This is a genomic window from Streptomyces sp. NPDC014891, assembly GCF_043081085.1.
Classification (GTDB): Bacteria; Actinomycetota; Actinomycetes; order Streptomycetales; family Streptomycetaceae; genus Streptomyces.
In genome coordinates this window covers 301,251-323,964 of the sequence record NZ_JBIBWF010000004.1, presented here as the reverse complement: position 1 = coordinate 323,964, position 22,714 = coordinate 301,251, and the positions used below count along the sequence as shown (strand labels likewise).

The window sequence follows — 22,714 nt, the reverse complement described above, 5'->3', positions numbered from 1 at the left end:
TGCCGTGCCGGCCACGGGTTTCGCCTCCAGCGCCCCGCCCGCCCCACCTCCTCTCCTGGCCCTAGCCCATCCCCGGTCGCGAGCCCCGTGGCGGGAGCGGGAAGAACCCGCTGGTCCGCGCCGCGTACTCGGCGAACCCGGGGCGGTCGGCCATGTGCTTCTCCAGGAGGCGCTTGCCGCTGCCGACGGTGAGGAGCAGGGTCATGAGCACCGGTGACACCAGGACCGCGAGGGCCGGCTGCCACGCGGTGCAGGCGAGCAGGTACAGCCCCCACCAGACGAGGGAGTCGCCGAAGTAGTTGGGATGCCGGGTCCAGCCCCACAGGCCGCGGTCCATGATCTTGCCCCGGTTCGCCGGATCCCTCTTGAACCGGGCGAGCTGGAAGTCCCCGAGGGCCTCGAAGCCGAGCCCGAGTGCCCACACCGCGATCCCGCAGTAGTCGAGTACGCCCAGGGGGCCGGCACTGTAGGAGGCGCTCTGCACGGGCAGGGAGATCAGCCAGACGAGGGCGCCCTGCCCGAGGTAGACGTTCCGCAGCGCGTACAGGGTCCGGCTTCCGGAGGCCTTGTCGAGGAGGGCCGTGTACCGGGGGTCCTCGCCGTGTCCCCGGGACCGCCGGGCGATGTGCGCCGCGAGCCGCAGTCCCCAGACCGTGGTCGCGGCGGCGACGAGGAGCCGCCGGCCGTCGTCGCCGTGGCCGTCGGAGAGCAGCCAGGTGACCACGGCGACGGCGCTGAACGCGATGCCCCAGGCGATGTCGACGATGCGGTGCAGCCCGCGGCGCACGGCGACGGCGAAGGTCACGAGCAGCACCGCCGCCGCGGCGGCCGCGGTGGCGCCCAGGTTGATGCCGAGGGCTCCCCAGTCGGTGATCATGAGGGCGTCACCGGGGCGTACCAGTCGGCGGGGGTGTGCGGCATGGCCGACGTGCCCTCGCGGGTGGGCCGTACGGCGAGGATCTGGTCGACCCCCATGCGCCGTTCGGAGAAGGCGATCGAGGCGCCGGCCAGGTACAGGCGCCACACCCGGCCGGTGGTCGGGCCGACCAGTTCCTCCACCTCGTTCCAGCGGCGCTCCAGGTTGGCGCGCCAGGCGTCGATGGTGGTCGCGTAGTGCTCGCGGATCGATTCGACGGAGCGGGCCTCCAGTCTGGCCGCCTCCAGCAGGTCCACCGTGCGTCCCACGGGACGCATGTGCATGTCGGGGGCGATGTACGTCTCGATGAACGCGCCTCCGCCGGGTGCCTGGGCGCCCCGGGACATCTGCTGGATCAGGACCCGTCCCTCCGGGCGCAGCGCGTCGTGCAGCTTCGCGGCGAAGGCGGGGTACTCGGCGTCCCCGACGTGCTCGCCCATCTCGACGGCGGAGGCGGCGTCGTAGCCGCCGCCCTCGATGTGGCGCCAGTGCCGCAGCTGCACGTCGACGAGGTCGGCCACGCCCTCGCGGGCGGCGCGGTCGGTGACGAAGGCGTGCTGGGCGCGGGAGAGGGTGACCGCCGTGACCCGGGCCTTGTGCTCCTTGGCGGCGTGCAGGGTGAGCGACCCCCAGCCGCAGCCGACGTCGAGCAGCCGGTCCCCGGGGCCCAGGCCGAGCTTGCGGCAGATCAGCTCGACCTTGTCGCGCTGGGCATCGGCCAGCGTGTACGCGGGGTCGTCGGGGCGGGTCCAGTAGGCGCAGGAGTACGCCATGGACTCGTCGAGGAGCAGCGCGTAGAAGTCGTTGGAGAGGTCGTAGTGATGGCTGATCGCGGCGCGGTCCCGCGAGGCGCTGTGCAGGCTGCCGGTCAGCCGTGCCCGGCCGTCGGGGCGCTGCGGGCGCGGCCCGGCCGCGCCCAGCCGCAGCGCGAGCGCCGCGGACGAGGCGAGGGCGGCCGGCCCGGGGCGCGCGGCCCCGCGGTCGCGGACGGTCCGGCCCGCCGCGGACAGGGCGGCGGCGAGGTCGCCCTCGACGTCGAGGTCCCCGCTGACGTACGCCTCGGCGAGGCCGAGCTCGCCCGGCTGCCACAGCACCCGTCGCAGGGCCTCGGGCGAGCGGAGTACGACGGTGGGTGCGTCCGGCGGGCCCGCCTGGCTGCCGTCCCAGGCGCGCAGGCGCACCTGGAGCGGCCCGGGGAGGAAGTGGCCGAGGAGTTCGGCGAGACGGTCGGCGGCGGGCCTCATGGACGGGTCCCTTCGGTGAGGAGCAGCTGGCGCACGTCGAGGTAGCGGGAGCGGAATCCCGCCTCCGAGTAGGCGAGGTAGAACTCCCACATGCGCTGGAAGACGGTGTCCATGCCGAGCGCGCCGACGGTGGCGCGCTGGGCGGTGAATCGTTCCCGCCACAGCCGGAGGGTCTCCGCGTAGTGCGGGCCGTACCCGTCATCGGCGACCGTCCGCAGACCGGCGGCGGCGGAGTGCTCGGCGATCGCCGTGCGGGAGGGGATGAGTCCGCCGGGGAAGACGTACTTGCTGATCCAGGTGTGGGTGGCCGCGGTGTGGAGCATCTGCTGGTGGCCCATCGTGATGGCCTGCAGGGCGATCCGGCCGCCGGGGGCGAGTGCGCGGCGGAGGGCCGTGAAGTAGGAGGGCCAGTACTCCGAGCCGACCGCTTCGATCATCTCGACGCTGACGACCGCGTCGTGACGGCCTTCGACGTCCCGGTAGTCGCGCAGCTGGACGTCGACCCGGTCGGAGAGGCCGGCGGCATCGACGCGCTCGCGGGCGAGGGCGGCCTGTTCGGTCGACAGGGTGAGGGTGGTGACCCGGGCGCCCCGTGCCGCGGCCCGCAGGGCCAGCTCCCCCCAGCCGGTGCCGATCTCCAGCAGTCGGGTGCCCTCGCCGACACGGGCGAGGTCGAGCAGTCGGTCGATCTTGCGGTGTTGTGCGGCTTCGAGGGACTCGAACCGGGCGGGGAAGGCCGTGAACAGGGCGGCGGAGTAGGTGAGGGTGGGGTCGAGGAACGCCGTGAACAGGTCGTTGGACAGGTCGTAGTGGCGCTGGATGTTGTCGCGGGCTCCGGCCCGGGTGTTGCGGTCGGCGGAGGGGCGGGCCGACACCCACAGGCCGCGGAGCCTGCGCAGCGGGGCGGGCACCAGCTCGTCGACGTGCTCCGCGAGGAGGCTCAGCGCGCCGGGCAGATCGTCGCTGTCCCACTCGCCCGCCATGTAGGACTCGCCGAAGCCGATGAGCCCGTGCCGGGCGATGCGGCGGTGGAACGCCTCGGGGTCGTGCACGGTCATGACCGGCCGGGGGGACACCGGCAGGCGAGTGGGGACCCCGGGGACGCGGCCGGCCCCGTGGGTCCCGCCGCGGGCGGAGCCGCCCGCGGGCCGTGTCAGGTCGAGCCGGTTCAGGGCGCCGTCGACCAGGTACCTGGCCACGGCCGTGCGCAGCGGCCCCGACGAGGGCACGCGGGCCACGTCCGGCCAGCGGTCGGCGTCGACGTCCGCTCGGGAGACCGCGGGGGAGGGGGCCGCGGCGCCGGGGCCCGACGGCGGCTGCGGGGGAATCCCGACCGGGCGGCCGGCCGGCCGGGATCGGTCCGTGGACGTGAGGGCGGGACGGGTCACGGGGTCATGCCTTTCTGAGGGGTGGGCCGGGGACGTGGCTGTACGGGCAGACCGCGCAGCAGCAGGTGGATGCCGTGCCGGCGGATCCCGGCCCAGACGGCGGCGGTGGACCAGGGCCTGCGGGCGGCCGCGGACAGCAGGGCGCGGGTGCCGGCGGGCCTGCGGCGGCCGCGGACGACCGCGGTGAACGCCCGGCCGCCCTCGTGCTCCAGGTGGACGCTCAGGCTCAGCTCCTCGCCGGGCAGCGGGAGCCGCATCCGGTAGCGGCCCTCCACCGCGAAGAAGGGCGAGACGTAGAACGCCTTGTCCACCTCCGCCTCGTCGGACGCGTCGGTCCGCAGCAGGTAGCAGTGACGCTGTCCGTAGGTGTTGTGGACCTCCGCGACGACGCACACCAGGGCGCCGGAGGAGTCGTGGCACCAGAAGACGCTGAGCGGGTTGAACACGAACCCGAACACCCGGGCGTGCGCCAGCATGACCACGCGCCCGCCGTCCAGGTCGACGCCGTGGGAGGCGAGGTACGCGTCGAGGCCGGCACGGATGTCGGGGGAGGCGCCGGAGAAGTGGTCGCGTGCGTCGAAGCGGGCGAGCGGGCGCAGCGGCGGCGGAAGGACCGGCAGCCGGTCGAGATCCACGCACCACAGGTACGTGCGGTGCCGGAACGCGTGCTGCAGCGGTGTGCGGCGGACGTGCGTGATCACGCAGTCGTACAGGGCCGCGGGGTGTTCCCCGCCGCGCGGGACCGCGGGCCTGGCGCTCGCCTCCGTACGGGTCACCAGCTCACCCCCAGCGACCGTGCGGCCGCCACGCCGGATCGGCAGCCGTCCTCGTGGAACCCCCAGCCGTGCCAGGCACCCGCGTACGCCGTCACGCCCGTGTTGAGCAGGGGCAGTTCCCGCTGCGCCGCGACCGACGCGGTGGTGTACACCGGGTGCTCGTACACCATCCGCTCGACCACGCGGTCCGCGGCGATTCCCTCGTCGCCGCCCAGGGTGACGACGTAGCCGGAACCGGTGGGCAGGCGCTGGAGCCGTTCCATGTCGTAGCTGACGCGGACGGCCTCGGCCGACGGCGAGCAGTCGCTCATGCGGTAGTTCCAGCTGGCGCGCGCGCGCGGCGAGCGCGGCAGGAGCGAGGTGTCGCGGTGCAGGACGGTGCTGTTGCGCGAGTACGCGAAGGACCCCAGGAGACGCCGCTCGTCCGGGGTGGGGTCCGCGAGCAGGCGCAGCGCCTGGTCGGGGTGGGTGGCGACGACCACGGCGTCGTAGGCCTCGGACGCGCCGTCGCGGGTGGTGACCAGCGCCCCGCGCCCGGTGCGGCGGACGCTCTCGACCGGGCTGTCGGTCCGGACGCGCTGGATGTGCTTCGAGACGGCCGCCACGTACGCCGACGAGCCGCCGGTGACGGTCTTCCACTGTGGGGAGCCGGTGACGGACAGCAGGCCGTGGTGCTCCAGGAACCTGAAGAGGTAGGCCGCGGGATACGCGAGGGCGGTGCGCGCCGGACAGGACCACACGGCAGCGACCAGAGGCAGGGCGAAGTGGCTGACGAAGTACGGGGAGAACCGGCCCTCGCGGAGGAACTCCCCGAAGGTGACGCCCGCGTGAGGCCTGCGGGCCAGCAGCGCGCGGGCGGCCCGGTGGAACACCGGGACCTCCGCCAGGAGGCGCAGATAGCGGCCCCGCAGCGCGGCCCGGGAGGCGAACAGCCCTGCCGGTCCGCGGGCACCCGCGTACTCCAGGCCGCAGCCGTCGCACCGCACCGACATGCTCATCTCGGAGTCCTGGGTGCGGATTCCCAGCTCCCGGAAGAGGCGGAGCAGGTGGGGGTAGGTGCGCTCGTTGTGGACGATGAACCCCGAGTCCACGGAGACCGCCCGTCCCCCGGGGCCCGTCAGCTCGTGGGTGTGCGCGTGCCCGCCCAGCCGGCCGTCCGCCTCGTACAGGGTCACCCGGCACGAGGCCGTCAGCACGTAGGCGGCGGTCAGGCCCGCAACCCCCGCACCGATCACCGCCACTTCGCGGTCTTCCATCACAAGCGCTCCCACCACTCGACATGCCGCCCGACTGCTGCGACTCACCTGTCATTCGCAGCAGGTCGGCGTTTGGATGCGTCGGAGTACGGAAGTTGACGAAAGCCGTCGGAGGCCGGGGCAGGGGCCGCTCCGACGAGCGGGCGGAGATCGGCACATGTCGGGCGGGCATTCTTCGCATGACGGTCGAAGCCGGGTGATCGTGACGCAGGCCGACCGAGCGTCGTCAGGAGCCGGGCGCTACCAGGTCAGGACCGCGATGACCTGCTTCCCGCGTTCCGAGGGGCTGATGAAGAGGTCCGCCCCCAGTCCGCGGACCATCTTCAGGCCGCGCCCACCCGGCCCGATCCGCCGCATGCCGCCCTGGCGTCCGGACAGATCCGTCGACCCGTCGCTGACGGCCACCCCTGCCCGTCCCCGCTCCAGGCTGAAGGTGAGCGCGTAGGGGCCGGCGGCGTGCAGGACCGCGTTGGTGACCAGTTCCGAGACGATCAGTTCGAGGTCCTCGGCGACCTCGCGAGGGCAGAGGCCCGTCTCCAGGGCCAGGAGCCGTGCCGCCGTCCGGCGGGCCTGGCGGGCTGCCTGCGCATCGGCGGAGAGCGGGACGTGCGCGGTGGCCCGGCGCTCGCTGGACGCGATGGCGGATTTCATGGTCGTTCCTCGTGTGGGCGACCCCCGCGGCCGACGGCCGGGCGCGGGGACTCCGCGGGTCGGGCGTTCCCGAACGCTCCGAGGCCGGCTGGGGGTCGTGGGTGTCGGCTGGTTCCGGTGGCCGAGCGGCCGGTGGCCGAGGGAGGGGAGGCGGCTCGGGTCGGACCCGCGCCCGCGTCCCCTCGTCCGGCGCGTAGGTCTCACATGAGGTATTCGGCGCGGGGGGCCGGGCGGGTTGCGTTCAGGGAGGGGAATGTCGCGGAATCTCGGCGGATCGGCCGCACGTTTCGCGGCCCCGCGCCGCCCCGCGGTCGCCCTCCCCGCTTCAGGCAGCCCGCTTCGCCCGGTGGCGAGGCGCGGTCGACGGCGGGCGCGGCCGCTTCTGTGTCCGCCCGCCTTGCCCGACCTATCGATATTCGATAGGTTCCCATCGTAAGTCGATGTAAGGGTGGGTCATGGGAAATCTCGCAGTGCGCGCGTTGCGCGCCGTGCTCGCGGTCGTGCTCGTCGGCACGGGGCTCGTGCAGGTGTTGATGGTGTGGATGATGATCAGCGGGAACGATCCGGAGGACGGGTCGCTGCCCCTGACCCCGATGAGGATCATCGTGCTCCTGGGAATGGTCGCCGCGCAGGTCGCCCTCGTGTGCGTGTGGCGACTGGTGGCGATGGTGCGACGCGGGACGGTGTTCTCCCACGCGGCCTTCCGGTACGTGGACGGGGTCATCGGCGCGATCGTGGCGGCGGCCCTCCTGTGGTTCGCGGTCACGGCCGTCAACGCCCCGGGCCAGCGCGAAGACCCCGGCGTCACCGTGATCATGGCCGGGATCGGCGTGGCGATCCTCGGCGTCGCCCTCATCGTGCTCGTGCTGAGGATGCTGCTCGCCCAGGCCGTCGAGCGCGACGGCGAGGCCGCCCGGATGCAGGCCGAGCTGGACGAGGTCATCTGATGCCGATCGTCGTCGACATCGACGTGATGCTGGCCAGGCGGAAGATGTCCGTGGGCGAGCTCGCAGGGCGGGTCGGGATCACCCCCGCCAACCTGGCGGTCCTCAAGAACGGCCGCGCCAAGGCCGTGCGCTTCGCGACCCTCGCGTCGCTCTGCGAGGTCCTGGAGTGCCAGCCGGGAGACCTGCTGCGCTGGGAGGCGGAGGAGACTCAGGAGGGGGACGAGCCCCTGGAGGCCGAAGGGGCCTCGGCGGCTGCCGACGGCTGACGGGCCGACGGCGATGCCGCCATCTCCCTCCTGCGGCCGGGCGGACGGGGCTACGCTCGCACCGTGACCGACCTCTGGGAACCCACGGCGGCGGGCGTCCTGCGACTCCCCTCCGGCCGACTCGTCCGCGGCCGGGGGCTGCGCCGACCGCTCCCGCCGGGTCCGCAGCCCGCCTTCGCGCTCTATCTGCTCGGGCACAGGCCTCCGGACGTCGCCTGGGAGAGCCGCTGGCTCCGCTGGCCCGACTTCCGGCTGCCCTCCGACCGGGCGGCGACCGTCGAAGCCCTCCGCGAGGCGTGGGAGCGCGCCGAGGGCGAGCGCGTCGAGATCGCCTGCGCGGGCGGCCAGGGCCGCACGGGCACCGCACTCGCATGCCTGGCCGTCCTCGACGGGGTGCCCCGCGGCGAGGCCGTCGCCTACGTCCGGGAGCACTACGCCCCGCGCGCCGTGGAGACGCCCTGGCAGCGCCGTTACGTCACACGCTTCCCGTGACGGCGCCGGACCGCCCGGCCAGGCGAGACACGCGGCGTCACGGGGCGGCGGTGCCGGCGCCTGTTCACGGGGCAAGCCGGTGGGCGAGGTGATCGAGCGGGTCGCCCACGCCGGTACTGGGGACGAACTCGCCCGCGGTCTCGCCCTCTTGGGCCTGGCGGACCGAAGGCGGCGGAAGGCCAACCGGCCCGGACGGCGCAGGCTCGCGGAGGCGACCGCCGCGGACACGTACCGCCGTACGTCCTGCACGTGACCCGGGGCCACCGCTCGACGTGGGAACACCGGTGCCGGTCCGGGCGCCGACAACGGCCTGGGGCGGGCCCTCGTCCGCATGGGTAATGCCCTCGACGACGACCGAGGCCACGACACGGAGGGCGGCGGCTTCGCCGGAAGCGGTGGCGGCGGGGGAGGCGAACAAAACACGACGCGTGCCTCCGTCGCTCCCCGGCCGGCCTGTCGATCCTTGCTGTTCCGAGGAACGCCGATCCGGGTGCTGCGCCGGAGCGCCCGATCAACAGCTTTTGTAGCTACATGACTTCAGCCTAGGGTGCCCATGACTACGAACCTGAAGGGAGAACAATGGATCCGGAGATCGCAGCGCTGGCCGGTACCGCAGGGGCGACACTCGTCACCCTACTGGCTACCGAGGCGTGGCAGAGCGTCAGAGACGGTGTGGTTGCACTGTGGCAGCGGGCCCAGCCCGACCGGGTGCCGGTCATCACGACCGAGCTCGCCACAGCGCGGGAGGACCTGCTCAGGGCCGAAGACGCGAACGACGAGGTGACTCCGGCCGAGCTGCGGGCCGAGTGGCAGGGACGGGTCCGACGGCTGCTCGCCACCCACCCCGAACTCGCCGAAGACCTGCGGACCTTGCTCACCGAGTTCACCGCGGTCGACGCCCCCGGTCCAGCCGTTGCCCAGCACGCCACGGCCTCCGGACAGGGACGGGTCTACCAGGCAGGCAGAGACATGCACCTGGGGCAGGGATGACCGGCCGCAACGACGGGCGGGCCGAAGGGCAGGGCCGGGTCTACCAGGCGTCCGGAGACATGCACATCTCCGAGCACCACCACCACGGCCCCTCCTGGTCCGGACCCGACTCCGTCCGCCTGCCGGCGGTCGGGCGGCCTCCTGTCGTGCTCCGCGACCGCGCGGACATCATGGCCCGTCTCCGGGCTGCCGTCGTCGTCGGTGCCGGGAACGAGGTGCTGGTGCTCCACGGTCTCGGCGGCTGTGGCAAGACCGCCGTGGCGTATGCCCTCTTCCAGGAGTCGAACGCCGATGGGCAGCGCCTCGGCCTCTGGGTGAACGCCTCTGATCAGGGGACGTTACGCGCCGGCATGCTCGCGGTCGCCGCGGACCGCGGAGCGGGCCAGGGCGAGCTGGTCGCAGCCCGCAGCGGGCTGCGCGCGGCGGCGGACCTGGTCTGGGAGTACCTGGACCGTTCCGACCGACCCTGGCTGCTGGTCCTAGACAACGCCGACGAACCAGCGGTGCTCCGCGACGGCGGCTGGCTGCGTACCAGCCCTCGCGGAACGGTTCTCGTGACCACCCGCCAGGCATCCGTCCACTGGTGGCAGACGGCGGAACTCGTTCACGTGGGTGTCCTGCCTCGGGTCGAGGCGGCCCAGGTCCTCTGCGACCTCGCGCCGGAGAGGGGATCCGCCGAAGAGGCGGCGGAGATCGCCGACCGGCTCGGCCGCCTTCCGCTCGCTCTGACCCTCGCCGGCGGCTTCCTCGCCCACCAGTTCATACAACCCTGGAGCATGAGCGAGTACGGGCGGCATCTCCGCGGCGACCAGGGTATCGACCCGATCACGTTGATCGACCAGGGTGCGGCGGGCAACGACTCGCGTCACCTGGTCAGCGGGACGTGGCAACTCTCGATGGACCACCTCGTCGCGGGCGGAGTGCCCGAGGCCGTGGCCCTCCTGCGGCTGCTGGCCTGCTGGTCGAGCGACCCGCTCCCGCTGTCCTTGCTCGCAGGGGCGTCGCTCGGTCCGAGCCTCCCCGCGTTCCGCGTCGAGCCCGCGCTGAAAGGCCTGCTGGACCACTCCCTGACCGAGCTTGTGGACGGCCGCGTGCGGAGCCTGCGGACTCACGGAGTGCTGCTCGACAGCGTCGCGCGCGGCACGCCCGGGGACGAGCGCGAACCGCTGGCCGCAGCCGCCGCCGGGCTGCTCGCTGCCGCGCTCCCCGAGGTGCCGGAACGCGGTGCCGCCGACGCCGGCCGCAGCCGCATGGGGCCGCACGTCCTGGCGCTTCTGCGACGGATACGTGACTGGCCGGAAGTGCTGCCGCAGACGGCGGAGGCTGCGCTGGAGTGCGCGCTCCGCCTCGTGACGGCCCAGCACCGGGTGGGTGACTACGCTTCCTCGCACGCTCTGGGGACGACCGCAGGGGCGCTGGGGGAGAAGCGGTTGGGTGGGGACCACCCGTTGGTTCTCAGTCTTCGTCAGCGCGTCGGACGCTCCCTCTATCGGCTCGGACACTTCGAGGAGGCCGAGGAGTTCTGCCGCGAGGCCCTGGACGACTGCGAGCGCGCCCTCGGCCCTGCTGCCCCGGTGACACTGGACACGTGCGTCGCCCTCTTCCGCCCCCTGCGGCAGCTCGGACGGACGGCCGACGCGGTTGCCCTGATGAGTCGTGTCGTGGAGGGCAGGTCCTCGGCCCTCGGGCCGTTCCACCCTTTGACGCTCCTTGCTCGCTCCCACCCGCTGGAAGTGGACCCCGGACCCGAATTGGACGCCGCCGCCCCGACGGCTATGGCATTGCTCGCCGAATGTCGCAGGGAACTCGGCCCGCGGCATCAGATCACGATGGCGGTCGAGCTCAATTGTCCCTACGCCCTGCACTTCACCGGCAGGTCCATCGACGCGCTGCCCCTTGCCCGTAAAGCACTCAGGCATCACGAGGAGGTCTACGGCGAGGAGTACCCGATCACCCTGGCCGCACGGCACCTGCTGGTGAACGTCCTCAGCGCCGTCGGCGAACAGGCGGAGGCTGTTGTGCACGCGGAGAAGGTCGTGGCGGGGAGACAGCGCGTACTGGGCGCCGAGCACCTCTGGACCCGGGCCGCCCGAGAGCTGCTCGACCAGTGTCGGGCGGGCGGGAGACCGGCCGGAGACGGACATGGTGATGAGGGCCAGGGCTGAGTGCGTCGCCGGTCAGTCGCTCCACTCCTTGAGGACCGCGGCGACCTGCCGGACGTCGATGAGGCTCTCGGCCACCTGCTCGACGAGGTCGATGATCTCGTCCGAGGTGGCGCTGACCGGTTGTCCGCAGGCGTGCAGATAGGCCGCGGCGACGACCACGCCGTACAGCTCGTTGGAGTGTTCCAGCGCCGGGACGCGGACGAACTGCTCCAGGAGCGCGGCCGCGCGGTGGTGGGGCTGGTCGTAGACGGGGATGTCCATCACGCGGAAGGCGTGGCGCGCGCGGGCCGCTTCGAGGGCTCCCCAGTCGGAGATCTCCGGGTCGCCGGGGATCTCCTGCTGGGCTATGTCGAGCAGCCAGGAGAGATCGATCTGCAGAATCACGCGAGGCCCGGGATCAGGCGGCGTCGCTGCCGCGGCCGGCGGGGCGGCCGTAGCGCTTGGCGAACGCCTGGCCGTGCTGGCCGACGAAGGAGCGGGCGCCCTCGATGAAGCGGGTGCGGGTGAGGTCGGCGTCCAGCACGCGGCCCACGTAGTCCTCGGCGGGTACGTGCTTCTCGGCTGCGGCGCGCTCGAGTGCCTCGTAGGCCTCGTCGCTGATCTCGATGCGGATTTCCCGTGCCATGCGTCCACGGTAGCGGCTCGCCGTCGCCCGCGGCAGGGGAAGGGAGCGACGGAGACGACGAGCGCGGCCGGGGTTCCCCTCGCTCCGGCGCGGGACGTGCTCCTACCCGCCGTCGAGCGGCGGTCCGATCACGCGGGCGCCGACCCGGTCGGCGATCCACTCCGCCCGGTCCTCGTGGTCCTCGGAGTGGATGTAGAGCGTGTGGTCGGAGGAGGGATCCTGGGCGAGCTCGACATGGCGGTGGTGGAAGCTGATCTGCACGGCGGCGTACTTCCACTCCTCGCGGTGGCGCAGCTCCGGGATCGCCGGCCATCCGAAGGCGTCCCAGGTGAGCTGGAAGTGCGGGCAGAACTCCAGCACCGTACGGGCGATCCCGACCGCGTCCCGAGCGGGCACCTCCAGGGCGAGGCGGTAGTCGTCCTCCGCCAGGGGACGGTCCCCGGGCTCGGCGGCGTCGGCGCGTACGTGCGCGGTGGTCGAGACGTCCGGGACGGAGGCGAGGAGCTGCCGGAGCTGTTCACGCCCGGGCACCCGCACCCACAGCTCGGCCCTGGGGCCCGATCCCTCCGTGACGGACAGCAGCTTCCCGGCCAGCGCGAAGTGGGCGTCGAGGTCGGCCGTCGTCAGCAGCGGGTAGGCGGTGGAGTGTCCCATGGCCGAGATTCTGCCCCAGTCGACGGCCGGAAGGCGTGGCCGCTGGAGCGGAGGCCACCGACGGAGCCCTGGACCTCGTCGCGTACCGCCGTCCCGTTCGGCGTCGAGTGCGGCGCCCCGTAGGCCGTCCCGTTTCGGAACGGACCCACCGCCGCTCACCACGGGAAACCGGGTGGCCGCCCCCGTGCACCGTCGACCGGGTAAACAGATGTGCGATTGTCGGTCGCGCGTGATAGTCACTACCTCCACGGGGGGAGTGATCACTGGCCTCCCCCCGTTCGATCATGCAAGGGGTGGGGACATGGCGTTGCTCGGTGACTTGGGGCTCACGCTGGGGAGATGGGCGGGTCGGCCCGGTGTGCGCGTCGAGAAGGACTCCGGCGATCCCGCCGTGGCACGCGTGCGCGAGGCGGCCGTCGCGGCCGACTGGGCCACCGTGCGGGAGGTGCTCGAAGCGCGCCCCGAGAGCGAGAACCGCGTCGAACTGCTCTGGGCCGTCGGCGACGCCGCCGGGGTGGAGCAGTGGATCACCCGCGTGATCGACGACCAGCCGGAAGCGCCGCTCCCCAAGCTCGTGGCGGGGATCCGCCACATCAGCTGGGGCTGGGAGGCACGTACCGGGGCCCGCGCGTCCCAGGTCTCGCGCGAGCAGTTCGAGGTGTTCCACACCCGGCTGCGCAAGGCCGAGGAGTGGTTGTACGAGGCCGCCGAGCGCGAGCCGCGCTGGACGTCCCCCTGGTACGGCCTCCAGGTCACCGGCCGCGGTCTCCAGGTGGGCCAGGAGACCGCCCGTCGCCGGTTCGAGGCGACCGTGCGGCGCGACCCGCACCACCTGGAGGCCCATCAGCAGCAGTTGCAGCAGGTCTGCGACAAGTGGGGCGGTTCCCACGAGGAGATGCACGCGTTCGCGCGCGAGTCCGCCTTCAAGGCCCCCGCCGGCACCCTGCTCGGCCAGCTCGTCGCGGTCGCGCACATCGAGGAGTGGCTGTCCCTCGACTCGGGGCCGGACGCCGCGTACATGAGCCGTCCCGAGGTCAGGACGTCCCTGCACGAAGCCGCCGACCACTCCTACCGGCATCCCGACTTCGTCCGCAGGGGCGGCTGGAACCAGGTCCTCAACACCTTCGCCATGGCCTTCTCGCTCGCCGGCGACCGTACGGCCGCACAGGAGTGCTTCCGGGCCACGGACGGCCGCGTCACCGAGTTCCCCTGGTACTACCTGGACGGCAACGACCCCGCCGCGGCCTACCGCAAGCAGCGCTCGTCGGCCGGACGCTGACCGCCCGGTCGCCCGACCGGGACGCCGAGCCCGACCCCGATGGAAGACACCGGACCCCGCCCCGGACCCCGCCCCGGACACCGCGGCCCCCCGGCCCGCTTCCGCGCACCGGCCACGGCGGGCCGACGCCTCAGCCCTCCGCGCCCCCGCACGCGAGCCCTCGTGTCCGCGGGTGACGGCGCCGTCGCCGTCCGAGCCTCCGTCCCACACCCCGAACCGCCCCTCTCCCCAACGTCGTCCGCACCCGCCCGGCGCGGGCGCCCACCGAAAGACTCCGCCAGGTGCCCCCTTCCGAATCCGCCCACACCTTCCAGGTCGACCTCCGCGGCCTGGTCGACCTCCTCTCCCACCACCTCTACTCCAGCCCCCGCGTGTACCTGCGCGAGCTCCTGCAGAACGCCGTGGACGCCATCACCGCCCGGCAGGCCGTCGACCCCGACGCCGCCGGATCCATCACGGTGCGGACCGGCGAGACCCTCACCGTCACGGACACCGGCATCGGCCTGAGCGAGGCCGACGTCCACCGCTTCCTCGCCACCATCGGCCGCAGCTCCAAGCGGACCGTCGACGGCGCCCTCGACGGAGCCGGCCTCGACGCGGCCCGCGGGGAGTTCATCGGCCAGTTCGGCATCGGACTGCTCGCCTGCTTCGTCGTGGCCGACGAGATCACGGTCCTGAGCCGGTCCGCCGCGGACCCCTCGGCACCCGCCGTCGAATGGCGCGGCCACTCCGACGGCCGCTACACGATCCGGACCCTGCCCGCCTCGGCGGTCCCCGAGCCCGGCACGACCGTGCGGCTCACGCCCCGCGCCGACAACGCCGAGTGGACCGCCCCGGACCGGGTCGTCTCCCTGGCCAGGCACTACGGCGGGCTCCTGCGCCACGAGGTCACGGTCGTCGGTCCGCGCGGCGAGACCCACCAGGTCAACGAGGCACCGCCGTGGGAGCGGAGCCACCGTTCCCCGCTCGCCCGCCGCGAGGCGCTCACCGCGTACTGCCGCGACCTCTTCGACTTCACCCCGCTCGACACGATCGACCTCGACCTTCCGGCGGCCGGACTGCGCGGCGTCGCGTACGTCCTGCCCACGGCCGTGAGCCCGGCGCAGCGCGCGGGACACCGCGTCCACCTCAAGGGGATGCTGCTCACCGACCAGGCACCCGAACTCCTGCCGGAGTGGGCCTTCTTCGTCCGCTCCGTCGTCGACACCACCAGCCTCCGCCCCACCGCGTCCCGCGAGTCGCTCTACGAGGACGGCACGCTGTCCGCCGTACGGGACGCCCTGGGCGACCGGATCCGCGACTGGCTCACCGGGCTCGCCGCCAGCGAACCCTCGCTGCTGCACCGGTTCATCGACACCCACCACCTCGCCGTCAAGGCCCTGGCCCGGCACGACGACGAGCTCCTGCGGATCGTCCTGCCGTGGCTGCCGTTCGAGACCACCGACGGCAATGTCACGCTGGAGGAGTTCGCCCGGACCCACCGCACCCTGCTCGTCACCCGCAGCGTGGAGGAGTTCCGCCAGGTCGCCCCCATCGCGGCCGCGGCCGGCCTGGGCGTCGTCAACGGCGGCTACACCTACGACCGCGACCTCGTGCACCGCCTTCCGGAGATCCGGCCGGGCACGTCCGTCACCGATCTCGACCCGACCACCGTCACCGCCCACCTCGACGCCGTCGACCCCGGTGCCGAACTGCGGGCCGCCGGCTTCCTCGCCGTCGCCCGGGAGACCATCGGCGTCCACGACTGCGACGTCGTCCTGCGGGACTTCCAGCCCGTCACCGCGCCGGCGCTCCTCCTCGACAACCGGGACGCGCGTCACGAGCGGACCAGGTCGAGCCTCGCCGCCGAGAGCGACGGCCTGTGGGCCGACATCCTCGGTTCCCTGCGCCACGAGACCCCGCGCGCCCAGCTGGTCCTGAACCACCTCAACCCACTGGTCCGCCAGGCGATCACCATCACCGAACGGGGCTTGGCCGTCACGGCGTCCGAGGCCCTCTACGGCCAGGCCCTGCTGCTCAGCCGCCGCCCGCTCCGGGCCAGTGAGAGCGCCCTTCTCAACCGGGCCTTCATCGGCCTGCTCACCCACGCCATGCACCAGCCCGGCACGGACGCACCCGGCTCCGGGCCCCGGAAGGAACTGTAGATGCTGGACACCCCCGAGGCCGTCGTCGAGGCGCTGCGCGAGAACAACGACCGCCCCCACGGCCTGCCCCGCACCGTGACCGCCGAGGAGCTCGTCGAGGCCGCCGAGCCCTTCGAGAAGCCGGACGTCCTCGTCACGGCCCTGCTGGAACTCATGTCGGCGTACGAGTTCACCGGCGAGCACCGCAAGTCGCCCGTGGCCTTCGCCCGGCTGCTCAAGCTGTGGGACACCGCGCCCGAGTCGTTCAGCCAGTGGGAGGCCCACCAGGTCTTCTGGCGCTTCAAGTGGGTGACGACGTCCCTGCTCCAGGTGCCCGAGATGCCGCTGACCTCGATCGGCAGCTGGATCGAGCAGATGCGGACGCGGTACGAGGCCGCCGACCACGGCATGCAGCCGGTGGCCGCCATGCGCTACCACCTGGCGACGCACACCGGTGTCGGCGTCGCCGACGCCTACGACCTGTGGGCCACCCGCTCCCGCACCGAGCTGAGCGACTGCGAGGCCTGCGAGACCCGTCACCTCGCCCGGCACCAGGTCGCGGCGGGAGACGACGCCGGAGCGCTCGACACCTGGCGCCCCGTCCTCAGCGGCGAACAGGAGTGCACCGAGGAGCCCCAGGTCAGCCAGGCCCGCGCCCTGCTGCCGCTGCTGCGACTCGGCCGCGTGGACGAGGCACGCTCGTCCCACCTCACCGGTTACCGACGGGTCCGCGGCAACAACGGCACCCAGGAGGAGGTCGGCCTGCACCTGGAGTTCTGCGCCCTGTCGCGCAACGAGGGCCGCGGCCTCGAGATCCTCGCGGAGAACCGTCCGCTGTTCGAGGCGACCGGCGCGCCCCTGGCCCACCTGGGGTTCCTCACCGGCGTCGAGGTGCTGCTGGCCCGGCTCGTCGAGGACGGCCACGCGGACACCCCCGTCGCGGGGCCGGCGGGACGCACCTGGACGGCGGGCGCACTGGCCGCGCACGTCCGCGCGGAGGCGGACCGGCTGAGCGCCGCCTTCGACGCGCGCAACGGCACCCCGGCCGTCGGCGACCTCCGCCGCGCGCGCCTCGCGCAGAAGCCGCTGCTCGACGCCCCCCTGCCGCTCGGGCTGCGGACCTCGGTCACCCCTTCCTCCGACGCCTCCACCCCGGTGGGCGGCACGGCGGCCACCGGTCCCGCGAGCGGCGCGACGTCCGGGCCCGCGCCCGCCGCCGTGGACGTTCCCGAGGACTTCGTGACGCTCGTGACCGAGGCACGGAGCCTGGCGCGCATCGGGCACCCCGGCGGCGCGCGGCTCTGGGCCCGCATCGCCGAGCGCGTGGCCGACGGCGACACCCCGCACGACGACCGGCTCGGGCCCGCGGACCTCCTGCGCGCCGAGCTGGCCGAGCAGGACGCGTACCGGCTCTCGGGCGAGGACCGGCGCGCGGAGAGCATGGACGCCCTCGACCGGGCCACTGCCCTGTACGAACGGCTCGCGATGCCGTGGCAGGCCCTCTCCACCCGGACGCGCGCACTCGCCTGGGCGACCGCGCCCGACGCCCCCGCCTCCCGCACGGAGGGGGAGCCCGGCTCCACGGGCCCGCGCGACGAAACCGACGGAACCGCCGCCACCGCGCCGCCCGGCGAGGACCCGGCGGAGGAGCGTGCGGCCGACGGCGCGAACGGTGACGGCGCTGCCGACGCCGACGAGCTCACGGCCGCGGCCCCTCCGGCTGCGACGGAACTCCGCACCGCGCGGCTGGACCGGGACGCGGTCCGCTCCGCCCTCGACGCGACCCTGCGCGAGGCCGAACGCCTCAAGACCGAGGTCCCGTTCACGGGAGAGCCGCTCGGCGAAGCGGAGGCGGCGGCCTCCGCCGGAGCCGAGCTCGCGACGGAACGCGCGCTCGACTACCTCACCGTCCTGTACTCCGCCGCCTTCGTCGCCTACCAGGACCTCCAGCGCCTGCTCCCGGAGGCCTCCGAAGCCGACCGCGAACGGTTCGACACGGCCGTCGGCGTGCTGCGCTCCGAGGCGGAGCGCCTGTCCGCCCCGCACCACGTGGCCAACGCCCGGCAGTTCGTCGCCGACGTCGCCGGCCAGTGCGGCGACACGACCCTCGCCGAGGCCGAACTGCGGGCCGCGCTGCGGGACGTCGAGGTCTCCGGCCGGCCCTGGCGGGGCTCGCGCCTGCGCGCGCTGCTCGCCCAGATCCTCCTCGCCAAGAGCGAGCCGGAGGAGGCGGCCGAGCTGCTGCACCGGGCGATCTCCGACGCGGTCCGGTACGACGAGAAGGACTTCCCGATGGCGCCGACCTACGCGCTGCTCGGCCACGCGGCCACGCACCGCGGGGACTCCGGCGGCGCGGTGCGCCACCTCTCCGAGGCGGCCGCCCGCTTCGACCAGGACGGGGCGTTCGACGACGCCGCGCAGGCGCGCCTCCAGCTCGTCGACGTCCTGGCGGGATCGGGTCAGCAGGCCGACGCGGTCGCCGTGCTGGAGTCCGTCCTCTCGGACGAGGCCGCCGCGTCGCTCGACGAGCGACTGGTCGCCCAGGCCCGCCTCATGCTGGCGCGCGGCCTGCGGGAGCTCGCGGAGTACCTGCCCGCCGCCGAGGAGTTCCTGCGTCTCGCCGAGGCCGTGTCCGGCTGGGAGGGCGACGACGGTCCGGTCCGGACCCTGGTGGCGGCGGAGGCGGCGACGACGCTCGCGATGGCCGACCGCTGGGAGGCGGCCGAGGCCGCGTACGGCCGCGCCGTCGCGGCGCACGCCGAGGCGCCGAACCCTGGCCTGATCCTCCACATGATGCGCGAGTTCGCCCGCCTCACGATGCTGGCCCGGGAGGCGGAGGGCCTCGACGCGGCGCTCCGGCACCTCACGGAGGCCGAGGAGCTCCTGGCCGCCGTTCCCGGCGACGCGGAGCACTTCCACGCCTGGTACGAGCAGGGCGAGATCCACTACCGCCGTGCCCGCGTCCTGGCGGAGGCGGAGCGCTTCCCGGAGGCGCTGGACGAGGCGGAGGCGGCCATCGCCACCCACGAGCGCGGCGGGCCGCAGGGAGAGATCCCCCGCGCGGAGTCGGTCCGCTTCGCGGCCCTCGTCGAGGGCAACGGCCTGGGCCGCTTCACCGAGGCCGTCGCCCGTCTGACGACGGCGTCCGCCCGCTGCCGCGAGGCGGACCTCACGGACGCCGCCGACATCCTCGACGCCATGCGCCAGGACTTCCTGACGCGGCGGTAGCCAGAAGCGGTACGGGGCTCCGCGCGCTCGCGACGCGGGGAGCCCTCCGACCCACGCCGATGCCCGGACCAGGGGCGCGAGGCGGGGGCCGACGGGGCCGGCGCCCCGTGGGAGCCGCTTCACAGGGAGGCGAATCCGGCTCCCGGTCGCGGGCATGCCCCGTGGTCGGCCGTGCTGCGGTCAGGCCCCGGGGACAGCTCCTGCGACACGGGTGAGGCCCGGCTGTCTCGGCCGGGCCTCACCCGTCAGGCGGTCCGGCCGCCGGGTCGTGGTGCGCGCCGGGTCAGCTGAGCGTCTTGACGGCGGACGCGTCGTACGGCCGCAGCTCGTCGGTGCGCCCGGCGAGGACCTTCGCCGCCCACTCCGGGTCCTGGAGCAGCGCGCGGCCGACGGCGACCATGTCGAACTCGTCCCGTTCCAGCCGGTCGAGGAGCTCGTCGATGCCCTGGAGCGGGGCGCCCTGGCCGGCGAAGGCGTGGAGGAAGTCGCCGTCGAGGCCGACCGAGCCGACGGTGATGGTCGGCCTGCCGGTGAGCTTCTTGGTCCAGCCGGCCAGGTTGAGGTCGGAGTCGTCGAACTCGGCGATCCAGTGGCGGCGGGTGGAGGCGTGGAAGACGTCGACGCCGGCCGCGGCGAGCGGGGCGAGGATCGCCTCCAGCTCCTGCGGCGTCTCGGCCAGCCGCGCGTCGTACGCGTCCTGCTTCCACTGCGAGTAGCGGAAGATCACGGGGAACTCGGGCGAGACGGACGCGCGTACCGCGGCCACGATCTCGGCCGCGAACCTCGTCCGGGCCACCGGGTCGCCGCCGTAGGCGTCGGTGCGGCGGTTCGTCCCCGCCCACAGGAACTGGTCCAGGAGGTAGCCGTGGGCGCCGTGCAGCTCCACACCGTCGAAGCCGATGCGCTCGGCGGCCGCGGCGGCCTCGGCGAAGGCGCCGATGACGTCGTCCAGATCGCTCTGGGTCATGGCCTTGCCCGCGCCCTCGGTGCCGTCCGTGCGGATCCCGGAGGGACCCATCGCCGGGGCGTCCGGGTAGGGGGCCTGGCCCTGCTCGCGCACCATGCCGATGTGCCACAGCTGCGGCACGATCGTGCCGCCGGCCGCGTGCACGTCCTCGGCGACCTTCGCCCAGCCCGCGAGCTGCTCCTCGCCGTGGAAGCGCGGCACGCGGTCGCTCTGCCCGGCCGAGGCGTGGCCGACGTAGGTCCCCTCGGTGACGATCAGGCCGACGCCGGCGGCGGCGCGCCGGGCGTAGTACGACCGCACGTCCTCGCCGGGCACTCCGCCGGGGGAGAACATGCGGGTCATCGGGGCCATCGCGATGCGGTTCGGGACGGTCAGGCCGTTCAGCGTGACAGGCCGGGACAGGATCTCGGCCGCGCGTGAGCCGGTGGACGCGGTGACGGTCACAGGGACGCTCCTCGTGGCAATTACTTGACAATCTTGATGCTTGAGAACTTCATGCAACGAGGGCGACCGTAGACGTCGATGTTTGAGATAGTCAAGTATCTCGGGCTAGAGTGGCCTCCATGACAGAAGCTCCCCGCGTCGACACGGCCCAGCTCCTGGAGCTGCTCTCCGTGTCCCTCGGCGTGTACTACGGCGATTTCACCGTCGCGGCGGCGAGCGAGAACCTCACGGCCAGCCAGGGGCGGGCCCTGACCGTGCTGCGCCGGGGGCCCGCGGCGATGCGCGCCCTGGCCGAGACCATGACGTGCGACGCCTCCAACATGACCGGCATCATCGACCGGCTCGAGAAGCGCGGCCTGGTGCGACGCGAGGCCGATCCCGCCGACCGGCGCGTGAAGAACGTGATCCTCACGGCCGAGGGCGAGCGCGTCACCGACGCGATCCGGGCGAAGATGCACCTCACCCAGGAGGGGCTGGCCGGGCTGGATGCCGAGGGCCGGGACACCCTGTACACCCTGCTGGAACGGGTCTTCCTCACCACCCCGGCCACCGCCTGACCTCCGGACGCCGCACGCTCCCGCCTGACCCGTGACCGCCGTACGCCCCCGCGTCGCCGCCCGGTCGCCCGGTCGGCCCGCCGGAGGGTGCCGGACTCCCATGGGGCCGCCACAGTGGCCCCATGGAGCAGATCCCGGCCGCCCCGTCCCGAGACGACCGGTTCGCCGTCCCGGCGAACCGGCCGGCCCTCCGGGGCCACTCCGCGACGTACGACCGGTTCGGCGAGCGTGGCGAGAGGACGAACTGACGTGGCCGCATCCCCCAGCCCCGGTCCAGCCGTCCCCGAGGACCACGTCGTCGTCATCTCCGGCGCCACCGGCGACCTCGCCCGCCGCAAGCTCCTGCCCGGCCTGTACCACCTGGCCCGAGCGGGACTGCTCCCCGACGGCTACCGGATCGTCGGCTCGGCCCCCGCGGCGGTCGCCCTCAGCAGCGAGGCGTTCCGCGCCCACGCGCGCGAGGCGGTCGCCGAGTTCGGCCTGTCCCGGCCCGAGGGCCCGGAATGGGCGGATTTCGAGCGCCGGCTGACCTTCGGCGCCGCCGACCCCGAGGACCCCGGTCCCCTCGTCGCGGCCGTGCGCGCGGCCGAACGGGAGATCGGCGGCACCCCGCGGCTCCTCCACCACCTCGCCGTACCCCCGCAGGCCTGCGCCTCGGTCGTGCAACTGCTCGGCGCCTCCGGGCTGGCGCGGAACGCCCGCGTGATCGTGGAGAAGCCGTTCGGCACGGACCTCGCCTCCGCCCGGGCCCTCAACGAGGCCATCCACACCGTCTTCGACGAGGCCCACGTCTTCCGCATCGACCACTTCCTGGGCAAGGAGTCCGTCGACAACATCCTCGCCCTCCGCTTCGCCAACGGACTGCTCGAACCGATCTGGAACCGCGACCACATCAGTCACGTGCAGATCGACGTCCCCGAGCACATCGACATCCAGGGCCGCGCCCACTTCTTCGAGGGCACCGGCACCTTCCGCGACATGATCGTCACGCACCTGTTCCAGCTCCTCGGGTTCGTCGCCATGGAACCGCCGGCCACCCTGGACGCGAACTCCCTGCGCGTAGAGAAGGACAAGGTCTTCCGGAGCCTGCGCCCCGTCGACCCGGCCCGGGTGGTCCGCGGGCAGTACGACGGCTACCGCGACGAGCCGGGCGTCGACCCGGCCTCCGACACCGAGACGCTCGCGGCCCTGTGCCTGGAGATCGACAACTGGCGCTGGGCCGGCGTCCCCTTCTACCTCCGCTCGGGCAAGGCCCTGGCCGAGAGCGGCCACGTCATCACCCTGGGGTTCCGCGAACCGCCCCTCCGGATGTTCCCGCTGGCCGCGCAGGAGTCCGCCGAAGGCCGTCACAACGAGCTGGTCATCGACTTCTCCGACCCGGGGACCATCACCGCGCGCTTCCTCGCCAAGAAGCCCGGCCCCGACATGCGCCTGACCCCGGCGCAGATGGTCTTCGACTACGCGGACTCCTTCAGCCAGGACCACGCGCTGGAGGGCTACGAGCGCCTCATCCTGGACGCCATGCTGGGCGACCAGTCCCTCTTCACCGACGCGACGGGCATCGAGCGCCTCTGGGAGGTGGCCGGGCCCCTCCTGGAGTCCCCGCCGCCGGTCGAACCGTACGCCAAGGGCTCCTGGGGACCGGAGAGCCTGACGGAGCTCATCCGGCCCTACCGCTGGCACCTTCCCCGGAGCGGCTGACCCGGGCCGCACCGGGCCGGGCCGGATCACCCGGCACGCCCCCGG

Annotated in this window: 22 protein-coding genes; 12 read left to right on the top strand and 10 right to left on the bottom strand. The window is 73.6% G+C overall.

What is annotated here, in order from left to right; genetic code table 11:
- Nucleotides 1–61: 61 nt before the first annotated feature.
- The 6 genes from ACF09E_RS13370 to ACF09E_RS13345 all read right to left on the bottom strand — a co-directional run bounded on the left by ACF09E_RS13370 (nucleotide 62) and on the right by ACF09E_RS13345 (nucleotide 6,231).
- Nucleotides 62–877, bottom strand: coding sequence for a DUF1295 domain-containing protein (locus ACF09E_RS13370; RefSeq protein WP_392205298.1), 816 nt, complete (start codon nucleotides 875–877; stop codon nucleotides 62–64).
- Nucleotides 874–2,160, bottom strand: coding sequence for a class I SAM-dependent methyltransferase (locus ACF09E_RS13365; protein WP_392205297.1), 1,287 nt, complete (start codon nucleotides 2,158–2,160; stop codon nucleotides 874–876). Before ACF09E_RS13365 ends, ACF09E_RS13370 begins: the two co-directional genes overlap by 4 nt.
- Nucleotides 2,157–3,548 (bottom strand): class I SAM-dependent methyltransferase, encoded by a 1,392-nt coding sequence (locus tag ACF09E_RS13360; RefSeq protein ID WP_392205296.1) that lies wholly within the window; start codon nucleotides 3,546–3,548, stop codon nucleotides 2,157–2,159. The genes ACF09E_RS13365 and ACF09E_RS13360 overlap by 4 nt, the downstream gene beginning before the upstream one ends.
- Entirely contained in the window at nucleotides 3,545–4,324 is a 780-nt protein-coding gene (locus ACF09E_RS13355; protein WP_392205295.1) for a DUF1365 domain-containing protein, read from the bottom strand. Before ACF09E_RS13355 ends, ACF09E_RS13360 begins: the two co-directional genes overlap by 4 nt.
- On the bottom strand, nucleotides 4,321–5,580 hold the full coding sequence (locus ACF09E_RS13350) for an NAD(P)/FAD-dependent oxidoreductase (RefSeq protein ID WP_392205294.1): 1,260 nt from the start codon (nucleotides 5,578–5,580) through the stop codon (nucleotides 4,321–4,323). Before ACF09E_RS13350 ends, ACF09E_RS13355 begins: the two co-directional genes overlap by 4 nt.
- A 240-nt stretch (nucleotides 5,581–5,820) precedes the next feature.
- The gene (locus ACF09E_RS13345; protein WP_392205293.1) at nucleotides 5,821–6,231 is read right to left on the bottom strand and encodes an ATP-binding protein; all 411 of its coding nucleotides are present in this window, start codon (nucleotides 6,229–6,231) and stop codon (nucleotides 5,821–5,823) included.
- Between the two features lie 455 nt (nucleotides 6,232–6,686).
- On the opposite strand from ACF09E_RS13345, the gene ACF09E_RS13340 reads away from it, so the two are divergent.
- The 6 genes from ACF09E_RS13340 (at nucleotide 6,687) to ACF09E_RS13315 (ending at nucleotide 11,091) form a co-directional block, all read left to right on the top strand.
- Nucleotides 6,687–7,178: a DUF2975 domain-containing protein gene (locus tag ACF09E_RS13340; RefSeq protein ID WP_392205292.1), complete on the top strand. Its 492-nt coding sequence runs from the start codon at nucleotides 6,687–6,689 to the stop codon at nucleotides 7,176–7,178.
- On the top strand, nucleotides 7,178–7,444 hold the full coding sequence (locus ACF09E_RS13335) for a helix-turn-helix domain-containing protein (protein ID WP_392205291.1): 267 nt from the start codon (nucleotides 7,178–7,180) through the stop codon (nucleotides 7,442–7,444). Before ACF09E_RS13340 ends, ACF09E_RS13335 begins: the two co-directional genes overlap by 1 nt.
- 63 nt (nucleotides 7,445–7,507) lie before the next feature.
- Nucleotides 7,508–7,936, top strand: a complete 429-nt coding sequence (locus ACF09E_RS13330) for a protein-tyrosine phosphatase family protein (RefSeq protein WP_392205290.1) — start codon at nucleotides 7,508–7,510, stop codon at nucleotides 7,934–7,936.
- Between the two features lie 79 nt (nucleotides 7,937–8,015).
- Entirely contained in the window at nucleotides 8,016–8,189 is a 174-nt protein-coding gene (locus ACF09E_RS13325) for a hypothetical protein (RefSeq protein ID WP_392205289.1), read from the top strand.
- Between the two features lie 419 nt (nucleotides 8,190–8,608).
- A complete protein-coding gene (locus ACF09E_RS13320; RefSeq protein ID WP_392205288.1) occupies nucleotides 8,609–8,926 on the top strand; it encodes a hypothetical protein in 318 nt (105 codons plus the stop codon).
- Nucleotides 8,923–11,091 (top strand): tetratricopeptide repeat protein, encoded by a 2,169-nt coding sequence (locus ACF09E_RS13315; RefSeq protein ID WP_392205287.1) that lies wholly within the window; start codon nucleotides 8,923–8,925, stop codon nucleotides 11,089–11,091. The genes ACF09E_RS13320 and ACF09E_RS13315 overlap by 4 nt, the downstream gene beginning before the upstream one ends.
- 12 nt (nucleotides 11,092–11,103) lie before the next feature.
- On the opposite strand, the gene ACF09E_RS13310 is transcribed toward ACF09E_RS13315, so the two are convergent.
- The 3 genes from ACF09E_RS13310 to ACF09E_RS13300 all read right to left on the bottom strand — a co-directional run bounded on the left by ACF09E_RS13310 (nucleotide 11,104) and on the right by ACF09E_RS13300 (nucleotide 12,370).
- Entirely contained in the window at nucleotides 11,104–11,475 is a 372-nt protein-coding gene (locus ACF09E_RS13310; RefSeq protein ID WP_361855070.1) for a fic family toxin-antitoxin system, toxin component, read from the bottom strand.
- A gap of 13 nt (nucleotides 11,476–11,488) precedes the next feature.
- On the bottom strand, nucleotides 11,489–11,716 hold the full coding sequence (locus ACF09E_RS13305; protein ID WP_388800317.1) for a hypothetical protein: 228 nt from the start codon (nucleotides 11,714–11,716) through the stop codon (nucleotides 11,489–11,491).
- 102 nt (nucleotides 11,717–11,818) lie between these two features.
- Complete coding sequence (locus ACF09E_RS13300) at nucleotides 11,819–12,370, bottom strand: hypothetical protein (protein ID WP_392205286.1); 552 nt, start codon at nucleotides 12,368–12,370, stop codon at nucleotides 11,819–11,821.
- A gap of 301 nt (nucleotides 12,371–12,671) precedes the next feature.
- Between ACF09E_RS13300 and ACF09E_RS13295 the strand changes: the two genes are divergently transcribed.
- From ACF09E_RS13295 to ACF09E_RS13285, 3 genes are all read left to right on the top strand, one after another.
- Nucleotides 12,672–13,649: a hypothetical protein gene (locus tag ACF09E_RS13295; protein WP_392205285.1), complete on the top strand. Its 978-nt coding sequence runs from the start codon at nucleotides 12,672–12,674 to the stop codon at nucleotides 13,647–13,649.
- 281 nt (nucleotides 13,650–13,930) lie between these two features.
- Nucleotides 13,931–15,793 carry an HSP90 family protein gene (locus ACF09E_RS13290; RefSeq protein ID WP_392205284.1) on the top strand — a complete coding sequence of 621 codons (1,863 nt, stop codon included), beginning with the start codon at nucleotides 13,931–13,933 and terminating at the stop codon, nucleotides 15,791–15,793.
- On the top strand, nucleotides 15,794–19,000 hold the full coding sequence (locus ACF09E_RS13285; RefSeq protein ID WP_392205283.1) for a tetratricopeptide repeat protein: 3,207 nt from the start codon (nucleotides 15,794–15,796) through the stop codon (nucleotides 18,998–19,000).
- 283 nt (nucleotides 19,001–19,283) lie between these two features.
- On the opposite strand, the gene ACF09E_RS13280 is transcribed toward ACF09E_RS13285, so the two are convergent.
- Nucleotides 19,284–20,411, bottom strand: coding sequence for an NADH:flavin oxidoreductase (locus tag ACF09E_RS13280; protein ID WP_392205282.1), 1,128 nt, complete (start codon nucleotides 20,409–20,411; stop codon nucleotides 19,284–19,286).
- A 119-nt stretch (nucleotides 20,412–20,530) separates the two neighbouring features.
- Between ACF09E_RS13280 and ACF09E_RS13275 the strand changes: the two genes are divergently transcribed.
- The 3 genes from ACF09E_RS13275 (at nucleotide 20,531) to zwf (ending at nucleotide 22,669) form a co-directional block, all read left to right on the top strand.
- Nucleotides 20,531–20,968: a MarR family winged helix-turn-helix transcriptional regulator gene (locus ACF09E_RS13275; RefSeq protein ID WP_392205281.1), complete on the top strand. Its 438-nt coding sequence runs from the start codon at nucleotides 20,531–20,533 to the stop codon at nucleotides 20,966–20,968.
- Between the two features lie 122 nt (nucleotides 20,969–21,090).
- On the top strand, nucleotides 21,091–21,216 hold the full coding sequence (locus ACF09E_RS13270) for a hypothetical protein (protein WP_392205280.1): 126 nt from the start codon (nucleotides 21,091–21,093) through the stop codon (nucleotides 21,214–21,216).
- A gap of 1 nt (nucleotide 21,217) precedes the next feature.
- A complete protein-coding gene (gene zwf, locus ACF09E_RS13265; RefSeq protein WP_392205279.1) occupies nucleotides 21,218–22,669 on the top strand; it encodes a glucose-6-phosphate dehydrogenase in 1,452 nt (483 codons plus the stop codon).
- Nucleotides 22,670–22,714: the final 45 nt, after the last annotated feature.

Excerpts from the sequence above, each read along its gene's own strand:
- ACF09E_RS13285 (WP_392205283.1), top strand. The coding sequence starts at position 15,794 with ATGCTGGACACCCCCGAGGCCGTCGTCGAGGCGCTGCGCGAGAACAAC.
- ACF09E_RS13305 (WP_388800317.1), bottom strand. The coding sequence starts at position 11,716 with ATGGCACGGGAAATCCGCATCGAGATCAGCGACGAGGCCTACGAGGCA.
- ACF09E_RS13270 (WP_392205280.1), top strand. The coding sequence starts at position 21,091 with ATGGAGCAGATCCCGGCCGCCCCGTCCCGAGACGACCGGTTCGCCGTC.
- ACF09E_RS13295 (WP_392205285.1), top strand. The coding sequence starts at position 12,672 with ATGGCGTTGCTCGGTGACTTGGGGCTCACGCTGGGGAGATGGGCGGGT.
- ACF09E_RS13350 (WP_392205294.1), bottom strand. The coding sequence starts at position 5,580 with ATGGAAGACCGCGAAGTGGCGGTGATCGGTGCGGGGGTTGCGGGCCTG.
- ACF09E_RS13275 (WP_392205281.1), top strand. The coding sequence starts at position 20,531 with ATGACAGAAGCTCCCCGCGTCGACACGGCCCAGCTCCTGGAGCTGCTC.
- ACF09E_RS13315 (WP_392205287.1), top strand. The coding sequence starts at position 8,923 with ATGACCGGCCGCAACGACGGGCGGGCCGAAGGGCAGGGCCGGGTCTAC.
- ACF09E_RS13335 (WP_392205291.1), top strand. The coding sequence starts at position 7,178 with ATGCCGATCGTCGTCGACATCGACGTGATGCTGGCCAGGCGGAAGATG.
- ACF09E_RS13340 (WP_392205292.1), top strand. The coding sequence starts at position 6,687 with ATGGGAAATCTCGCAGTGCGCGCGTTGCGCGCCGTGCTCGCGGTCGTG.
- ACF09E_RS13345 (WP_392205293.1), bottom strand. The coding sequence starts at position 6,231 with ATGAAATCCGCCATCGCGTCCAGCGAGCGCCGGGCCACCGCGCACGTC.
- ACF09E_RS13370 (WP_392205298.1), bottom strand. The coding sequence starts at position 877 with ATGATCACCGACTGGGGAGCCCTCGGCATCAACCTGGGCGCCACCGCG.
- ACF09E_RS13300 (WP_392205286.1), bottom strand. The coding sequence starts at position 12,370 with ATGGGACACTCCACCGCCTACCCGCTGCTGACGACGGCCGACCTCGAC.
- ACF09E_RS13365 (WP_392205297.1), bottom strand. The coding sequence starts at position 2,160 with ATGAGGCCCGCCGCCGACCGTCTCGCCGAACTCCTCGGCCACTTCCTC.